Genomic DNA, 7,555 nt, shown 5'->3' with positions numbered 1-7,555 from the left:
ATCTGCGAGGCGAGGACCTCCTGGCTCAACCCGGAGACGCGAGCCGCGTTGGCGATGTCCTCGCGGTATTCCTCCGGGATCTGGGCCTGGCCGGCGTCTCCGGCGGAGCAGATTTCCGCGATGGAGGTCTCGGAGCTGGCCAGCTTTGAAGCGCTGAACATCGAGCCGAGTAGGACCGGCACCAGGGCCAGCAGCAGCACCAGGACGCCGACGACGGCGGCGCCCCCCAGCAGGATCGCGCGCTTCACGACAGGCCTTCGATCAGGGCGGCGGCGGCCTCGAGGTAGGCGCGGCGGGTGGCCTTGGACAGCCGGTCCCAGTCGATCTCGTCGCCCTCGTCCAGGGCGGGATCGAACGGGATGACCACGACGGCGCCCACGTGCTCTGCCAGCAGCTCGCGGACCTTGTCGAGGCGGTCGGTGGAGGCCTCAGCCGGCTGGGTGACCACGGCGATCGAGCGGGCGAGCTTGTCGCCGTGTCCGGCCTTGCGCAGGGCGTCGATGGTGACGAACGCGCGGCGGGCGGCGTCCTCCTTGTTCGTGATGGCCACGACGATGGAGTCGGCCACGTCCACGGCTGCGCGCCAGGTGGCGGCGGTGGAGGCGTTGCCGGTGTCCACGATGGCCAGGGAGTAGTGCTGCCGAAGGACGGCGTGCATCTGGCGGAAGGCGTCGGCGTCGATGACCTCGCGGTCTCCGGCGTGGTCCTGGGAGGCCAGGACGTGGAAGCGGTTGTCGCCCTGGGGTCGGACGTAGCCGGTGAGCTTGTCGGCGTGCTCGGGGGTGCGGAAGTCCTCGATGTTGGCCAGCAGGTCCACGGCGGTGTGCTGGTGGGAGGCCGGCAGTGCGCGGTCGGCGAGGTTCCCGGCGTTCTCGTTGTTGTCCCAGGCCAGCACGGTGCCCCCGCGGACCCGGCCCAGGGTGGCCGAGAGCAGGTAGGTCGCGGTGGTCTTGGAGGCCCCGCCCTTGATGTTCACCACGACGGCGGTGCGGTGCCCGGGCAGGCCGCGCTGGATCGTGGTGGTCAGCTCGCGGGCGTGCATCTCGTCGGCGGAGGGCGCCAGCTTCAGGCCGAAGGCCTCGTTCAGCGCCCCGCGCCAGCCCTGCCGGGCCGGGGACTGGCGGCGCTTGTCCGGGCGGGTGCGGGTGGCGAAGGTCTCGGCCATGGAGGTGGTGACCTCAGCGTGGGCAGGCTTGCGCTGAGAGGGCAGGTAGGACTGGGCCACCACGCCGGGCAGGTCCGAGTCCACGATGACCTCGTGGCCGAGCCGGTCGGCTGCGGACTGGGCGATGGTGGCCAGCGCCGGGGTCTGCACGGGCGAGGCCGTCCCGGACGGGTCGGTCAGGGTGAAGGCGGAGTAGGCGAGCTTGTAGGCCGGGGTGGTGGTCTGCGGGGCCGGACTGAGGTCCCCGTCGGGGTTGACTCGCCAGGTGTCCCGGTCGATGGTCAGGCCCTCGTGCTGGCCGGTCACGGTGACCACCGGCGTCCGGCCGGTGCGGGCCTTGGCCACGGTGGCCAGGGCGGTGTCCAGGTCGGTGGCCGGCAGACGGGTGCCGGTGGAGTCGGTCAGAGTGACTTGTCCGGTCAGGTGCAGCGTGGTCTTCATGGGGTTCTTCCTCGCGTTGGTGGCCTCCCGTGGGGCCGGGTGTGGTCAGGTGGCCGTCCTGGATTCGTGCCGGCCTGTCCGGGATGTGTGGCAGCCGTGTCCGTGGTCGGACATGGCTGTGGCCACCGGAGCAGGTGTCCGGTGGCCACGGTGGCTGGCTGGGGCCGGTCAGGTGCGGGTCGGCCCGTCCACGGCCGGAGCGGCCACGGTGGCCGTGTCCGCTGCGCGGTACTCGGCCACGGCCTCCTTCAGGGCGTCTAGGCGCAGGCCGGCGGTGGCGCGTGTGGGGGTCTGCAGGATCGGGGTCTGCTCCAGGCCTCGGGACTTCAGCTTGGCCACGAGCTCGGGCCGGGCGGTCAGGTCGATGTAGTCGTAGGGGACCTGGTGGCGGTCGAGGTAGGCGGTGGCCTGCTTGCAGGGGTAGCAGTCGGGCTGGCCATACAGGGTGATCATCGCGGGGCTCTCCTCGGTCATCGGCCGTGGCTCGGGTGCGCGGCCGTGGCCAGGCGGATCAGGACCGTGCGGCGCCGCCGGATGTCGGCCTGGGGGCTGGAGCCGAGCGCGCGCAGGGTGTTGGGCTGCGGGCGCAGGTGCTCGAAGGGTTTGGCGGGAGCGCAAATGTTGGGTCGCATGGGTGGATCCTCAGAAGGGGTTCTCGGTCTCGATGGGTGCCGGCTGGTCGGACGCATCGGCGGTGAGGATCAGCTCTGTCAGGTCCTCGACGTCGAGGTCCGTGTCCGTGCAGTTGTCCAGCCACCATCCCGAGCGGGTCAGGTCCATGGCGGCGGCGAGCACGCGGCGGCCGGTGGCCTCGTCGGTGTCGAGGATGTCGGTGAGCGCCTGGTAACGGACCCGGGTGGCCCAGGCGATCTGCTTCTCCGACCCGGTGAGCTCAGGCAGCTGGTGCTCCTGGGCGAACTGCTCGGCGTCGAGCAGGGTTTGCCGGTTGCGTTGCTCGAGGTCGGCCGCGCCGGCGGCCTTGAAGCATCGCGTGCAGACGCGGTGCTTGCCCAGGCCGAAGGCGTAGGCCTTGCGGCGCCCGGCTGGGATGTGGCTGAGGTCCACGGTCTCGGTGTGGGTGCAGCTGAACTCGATGGGGAGTCTGGTCTTGATGGGCATGTGCGGGCCGTTCTCGAGGGGATAGGTCGCACAGGATTCGAACGGCGGTGCGTGGGAGGTGTGTCCTGGCGTGGTCAGGACACGAGTTCGCGGACGCGCACTGTCATGTCCGGAAGGGAGTGGATGGCGGCGACGTCGCGGGCGAGCTTGTCGGCGGCGACTCGGGTGTAGACCATCGTCGTGGAGACGTCGGCGTGGCCGAGGAGGTCCCGGAGGCCGAGGATGTCCTGGGATGCTGAGTAGACGTGGGTGGCGAACCGGTGCCGGAGGGTGTGAGCGGACCATCCTTCCTCGAGGAGGTCGTTGATGCGTTGGGCCACGGAGGCGGCGAGGTAGTGGCCGCTGGGATTGCGGTTGCTGGGGAAGAGCCATCCGCGGCTGGGGGCTAGGAGGAGCGCTTCTTTAAGGAGGGGGTGGACGGGGACGTACCGGACGTGTCCGCCCTTGCCGGTGACGCGGATGAGGTCGTCGTTGATGTCTTCTGCTCTGAGAGCGGCAATCTCGCCGACGCGCAGTCCGCTAAGGGAGCCGAAGAGCAGCATGAGGATGTCGGTGGGGCGTGTGCATCGACTGATGGCGTCGCGCAGCACGTGGTCCGGGGTCGGGCGGGGAAGTCCGCGGGGCACGTTGATGCGGGGGAGGGACCCAACGGGATTGGTTTTGGTGTACCCGGCGTCCATCGCCCATCTGTAGTAGCCGCGGATGGCGTCGGCCGCGTTTTTCCGGGTGGCTGGGGACTTCCCTACGGCGGAGAGCCAAGTGGTGATGTCGGTAGAGGTCAGGTCCCATGGAGAGCGTGAGTGCTCCGCCGCCCATGTCGTGAGCCGTCGCGCGTAGTGGACGCGGTTCTCCACGGTGCGGGGGCGGCGGTAGACGCGCAGCCAGGAGGCGTACGCGTCAATTGGGTCCTTGAGAGGTGCTGGGGAAGCTGGCATCTCGTCCTCCGTCGTGTGGTGTCGGATCGGACGATGCTGGCATGGGCAAAATGGGCAAAACAGGGGGGGCGCCCTGAATGTGGACAGCCCCCGTGTCGCGGGCGGTTGTGCAGGACTAGACCCGGCGACGGGTAGGGATGAACTGCAGGCCGACCCATGCAGCGGTCGCGAGAACGCAGGGGAGCGCGTAGAGCTCGGCAGGGCCGCCGAAGTACCAGGCGAGCCCGCAGACGCCGGCGGCGGCGAAGGCGCAGAACTTCATGAGAGCGAGCAGGCTGGAGAGGGGGTTCAGGACGAGCGCGAGCAGGCCCATGACGGCCACTCCGAGCAATGGGAGCCACATGTCATGTCCTTCCGATGGTGGTGACGGCGCTCACTGTGCCTGGGGGCGGGGACGGGTTAAGGCTGTGGACAGTACGACCATGCTTGCAACCGTGCGCTCGAGCAGGGTTGGCGAGACATAACCGAAGGGTTACTGGTTCGAGTCCAGTCGGAGGAGCACAGTGAAGCCCCGCCCGGTGATCCGGGCGGGGCTTCGTCGTCGTCGGGGGAGCGGCTCAGTCCTGCGCCTCCACCGAGCGCAGCACGCGCGGCCCCGTGGTCAGCAGCAGCCCGCCGAGGATGTTCAGGGGGACGACCCACCAGATCCACCCCAGCCAGTCGACATAGCCGATGCCCTCGGCCCCGGAGTGGATGGCGCCGAACATGATCACCGAGTCCAGCACCGAGTGGAACAGCGAGCCGCCGCCGAGCACCACGGCGCCGGCCACGGCGGCCGCCACCTTCGTGGGCGCGTCCTCGGCCCCGGCCTGCATCCGGGTCATCAGGGTGATGGCCGTCCCCGCCAGCAGGGCCAGGGCGGCGCCCTGCCAGCTCAGGCCGATCTCGAGGAAGTGGTGGGCGGTCTCGGCCAGCTCCGGGTGGAGCTTCGGGAACGCCAGGGCGATCAGACCGACCGTGACCCAGCCGCCGAGCAGGTTCGTGGCGAGGGTGACGCCCCACAGCCGCAGCAGCTCGAGCCAGGTGCCCCGGCCGTCGACGATGGCCATGATCGGGTAGAAGAACCCCTCGGTGAACAGCTCGGAGTGCGCCAGGAACAGGGCGATGAACCCCACGGAGAGCGCCACGCCCGCCAGCAGGTGGCTGCCGGTCTCGTGCAGGGCGAGCAGGTACGCCAGCAGTCCGATGGTGATCTCCACCCCGCCGAGGAATCCGGTGGTCAGCAGGGCCGGCCACGATCGGTGCAGCCGCTGGGCCCCCTCCTCGGAGGCCTCCCCGTAGGTCCTCTCGACCGGCTCCTCGACGTCGTCGTCGGCCGGCTCGTGCTGTGCTCGGCTCTCGCTCATGCGGCGCATCCTCGCACAGGAGACCCCAGGGTCACGCAGCGGCTGGAGGGACTTCGTCGTTCCCGGCCAGGCCGCCTACGCTCAAGGTCATGACCGCCGCCTCCGCCCCGCCGCCCCCGGTCGTCTGGCGCTTCCGCGGCCACATCCTCGGCGTCGGCACCGCGGAGGGCACGCGGGTCGTCGTCGGGACCTGGCCGGACTCGCCGCTGGGGGCCTTCAGTGACGTCATGGTCGAGCGCCCGGACGGACACCGTCTCCTCCTGGCCCCCACCCGCGAGGTCGCGGACTTCGTGACCGCCACCTACCGCTTCGACGAGGTGCGCGTCGAGCCCGTCACCGTGGACCTCACGGTCCGCACGCTCACCGTCACGACGCCGTCCCTCACCCTCGCCGCGCGACTGGGCCGACGCCGGCCCCTGGGGTGGGCCCTGCGTCTCCTCCCGTCCTCCGTGGCTTCCCATCCCGCGTTCTGCGCGGTCTCCGACCCGATCGCGCGCATCGCCATGCCCGGGGTGCGCACGCGCGGCACCGCCGGCCAGGGCCGGCGTGAGTACTACGGCGCCACGGACGTGCGGGACGTGGTGGGCGTCGAGGCCCGCTGGGAGGGGCGGGACCTCGGAGCCCTGGCCCCGGTGGACCCGCCCACGCGCTTCGGGTTCTCCTCCACGCCCCGCCGCCCGGCGCTCACCCGGGTGGTCACCACCATCCGCCAGGCGAGTCCGGGGTCCCGATCGCCGACGACGACGCCGTGACGGCCCGGATCCTCGCGGACGTGGACACCGGCATCGACGACGCCTGCGCCCTCCTGCACCTGGCCGGCGCCGAGCGGCTGGGGCTGGCGGAGATCGCGGCGGTGACCGTCACCGGGGGCAACGCCTCCGCCCGGGACTGCGCCCTCAACACGGCCGCCGTCCTGGACCTCGCCGGCCGTCCGGACGTGGAGGTCGCCGTCGGGGCGGAGGCCCCGCTGCGCCGCCCGACCGTCACCACGCCGGAGACCCACGGCGAGGGCGGCCTCGGCCACGCCCGCATCGAGCGCCGCCCCGAGCGGCTCAGTCCGCGTCCGGCTCTGGACGTGTGGCTCGAGGAGCTGCACGCGCATCCGGGACAGACCACCATCCTCTGCACCGCCCCGCTGACGAACCTGGCGCTGGCGCTGCGGGCCGCACCGGACCTGCCGGAGCTGGCGGCCGGCGTCGTGATCATGGGCGGGGCGTACCTGTACCCGGGCAACACCACGCCCACCGCGGAGTGGAACACGTGGGTGGACCCGGACGCCGCCAAGGAGGTCTTCGCGGCCTTCGAAGGCCGCCCCGAGCACCGGCTGCCGATCGTGTGCGCGCTCGAAACCACGGAACGGATCGAGTACACCCCGGCCCTGCTGGACGGGCTCCTGCACGACGCCGGCGCGCGCCCCGTGCGCTGGGACGTCGCCCGCCCGCGCGTCGCCGGGCCGCTCGCCGACACCGGGCACCGCGTCACCGACGTCCTGGCGGACGCCCTGCGGTTCTACTTCGAGTTCCACCACGACTACGACCAGGGGTACGTGGCGCACCTGCACGACCTCTTCGCGGCGCAGGCGGCCACCGGGCAGGCCGTGCTCCGGACGCAGACCACCGTGGTGGACGTCGAGGCCGACTCGGAGCTGCTGCGCGGCACCACCGTGCACGACGACAGACACATCTGGGGCCGCCGCCCGAACGCGCGGCGCGTCACGGGCAACGACCCCAGGGGGGTGTTCGCGGCCTTCGCTCAGGCGATGGCGGCGGTGTCGGGGCGCTCGACCTCGTAGCCGGGCGCGCGGTAGGTCGGCTCGTGCCGCTTGAGCACGCGGATCACGGCCAGTGTCACGGGCACGATCAGGATCTCCACCGTCGTCTTGTAGAGGAACCCCGTGGCCGTGTAGTTCGCCAGCTCGAGCAGCGTGATGGTGCCGCCGAACGCGATGATGCAGAAGATGAGCGTGTCGATGAACTGGCCGACCACCGTGGAGAGGATCAGGCGGAACGCTACGTGGCGCTCCTTCATGCGCTCCTTGAGGCGGACCACGATCGTCGCGTTGACCAGGGAGCCCACGAGGAACGCGACGAAGCCGGCCACCGTGATGCGCAGCATCGGCGCCAGCGCCTGGTCCCACGCCTCGAAGCCCTCGACGGGCGTGGTCAGCGACACCACGGTGTAGGTGAGCGCGGCGAGGACGAGCATCGCGAAGCCGAGCACGATGGCGCGGCGGGCCCGGCGCCAGCCGTACACCTCGGCCAGGATGTCGCCGATGATGTAGACGAACGGGAAGAGGAAGGCGCCGCCGTCGAAGATGAGGGGGCCGCCGCCGTAGAAGACGTCGGAGAGCACGGGCACGGTGGGCCCGTAGAAGAGCTTGGCGGCGGTCACGCCGGAGAGGATGAGGAGGGCGACGAAGACGCCGACGAAGAGGTCGTAGTGGCTCGCGGGCACCCGGGCGTACGCCGGGGTGCCCGGCCCAGACGTGGGCGTCTCGGGGGACGGGGGGAGGGAGGAGGTGTTCACCGGGACATCCAACCATCCTGCGT

The 7,555-nt window shown here is 71.1% G+C and carries 11 protein-coding genes; 2 read left to right on the top strand and 9 right to left on the bottom strand.

The genetic code is table 11. From position 1 onward, the window contains the following. The 8 genes from Q4D18_RS06785 to Q4D18_RS06750 all read right to left on the bottom strand — a co-directional run. On the bottom strand, window positions 1–248 hold a 248-nt coding region (locus Q4D18_RS06785; protein ID WP_303126748.1), incomplete at its 3' end, for a hypothetical protein. Beyond that, window positions 245–1,606 (bottom strand): hypothetical protein, encoded by a 1,362-nt coding sequence (locus Q4D18_RS06780; protein ID WP_303126746.1) that lies wholly within the window; start codon window positions 1,604–1,606, stop codon window positions 245–247. The genes Q4D18_RS06780 and Q4D18_RS06785, both read right to left, overlap by 4 nt. A 168-nt stretch (window positions 1,607–1,774) precedes the next feature. Continuing rightward, the gene (locus tag Q4D18_RS06775) at window positions 1,775–2,059 is read right to left on the bottom strand and encodes a glutaredoxin family protein (protein WP_303126745.1); all 285 of its coding nucleotides are present in this window, start codon (window positions 2,057–2,059) and stop codon (window positions 1,775–1,777) included. Between the two features lie 17 nt (window positions 2,060–2,076). Then, window positions 2,077–2,238: a hypothetical protein gene (locus tag Q4D18_RS06770; protein WP_303126744.1), complete on the bottom strand. Its 162-nt coding sequence runs from the start codon at window positions 2,236–2,238 to the stop codon at window positions 2,077–2,079. 10 nt (window positions 2,239–2,248) lie between these two features. Then, window positions 2,249–2,725: a hypothetical protein gene (locus tag Q4D18_RS06765; protein WP_303126743.1), complete on the bottom strand. Its 477-nt coding sequence runs from the start codon at window positions 2,723–2,725 to the stop codon at window positions 2,249–2,251. A gap of 74 nt (window positions 2,726–2,799) precedes the next feature. Further along, window positions 2,800–3,660: a tyrosine-type recombinase/integrase gene (locus tag Q4D18_RS06760; RefSeq protein WP_303126742.1), complete on the bottom strand. Its 861-nt coding sequence runs from the start codon at window positions 3,658–3,660 to the stop codon at window positions 2,800–2,802. A 115-nt stretch (window positions 3,661–3,775) separates the two neighbouring features. Further along, a complete protein-coding gene (locus Q4D18_RS06755) occupies window positions 3,776–4,003 on the bottom strand; it encodes a hypothetical protein (RefSeq protein ID WP_303126741.1) in 228 nt (75 codons plus the stop codon). Between the two features lie 214 nt (window positions 4,004–4,217). Next, window positions 4,218–5,006 carry a formate/nitrite transporter family protein gene (locus Q4D18_RS06750; RefSeq protein ID WP_303126740.1) on the bottom strand — a complete coding sequence of 263 codons (789 nt, stop codon included), beginning with the start codon at window positions 5,004–5,006 and terminating at the stop codon, window positions 4,218–4,220. Window positions 5,007–5,095: 89 nt separating this feature from the next. On the opposite strand from Q4D18_RS06750, the gene Q4D18_RS06745 reads away from it, so the two are divergent. Together Q4D18_RS06745 and Q4D18_RS06740 are read left to right on the top strand one after the other, a co-directional pair. Further along, window positions 5,096–5,758, top strand: coding sequence for a hypothetical protein (locus tag Q4D18_RS06745; RefSeq protein WP_303126738.1), 663 nt, complete (start codon window positions 5,096–5,098; stop codon window positions 5,756–5,758). Further along, complete coding sequence (locus Q4D18_RS06740) at window positions 5,755–6,798, top strand: nucleoside hydrolase (RefSeq protein WP_303126737.1); 1,044 nt, start codon at window positions 5,755–5,757, stop codon at window positions 6,796–6,798. The genes Q4D18_RS06745 and Q4D18_RS06740 overlap by 4 nt, the downstream gene beginning before the upstream one ends. On the opposite strand, the gene Q4D18_RS06735 is transcribed toward Q4D18_RS06740, so the two are convergent. Next, window positions 6,759–7,532 (bottom strand): queuosine precursor transporter, encoded by a 774-nt coding sequence (locus Q4D18_RS06735; protein WP_303126736.1) that lies wholly within the window; start codon window positions 7,530–7,532, stop codon window positions 6,759–6,761. The two genes, Q4D18_RS06740 and Q4D18_RS06735, sit on opposite strands and share 40 nt — an antisense overlap. Window positions 7,533–7,555 lie beyond the last annotated feature (23 nt).

It is taken from the genome of Micrococcus sp., assembly GCF_030523875.1.
In the GTDB taxonomy this organism is placed as follows: domain Bacteria; phylum Actinomycetota; class Actinomycetes; order Actinomycetales; family Micrococcaceae; genus Micrococcus.
Note: the sequence above shows the minus strand (reverse complement) of the source record. Positions and strands in the feature narration are given on the sequence as shown.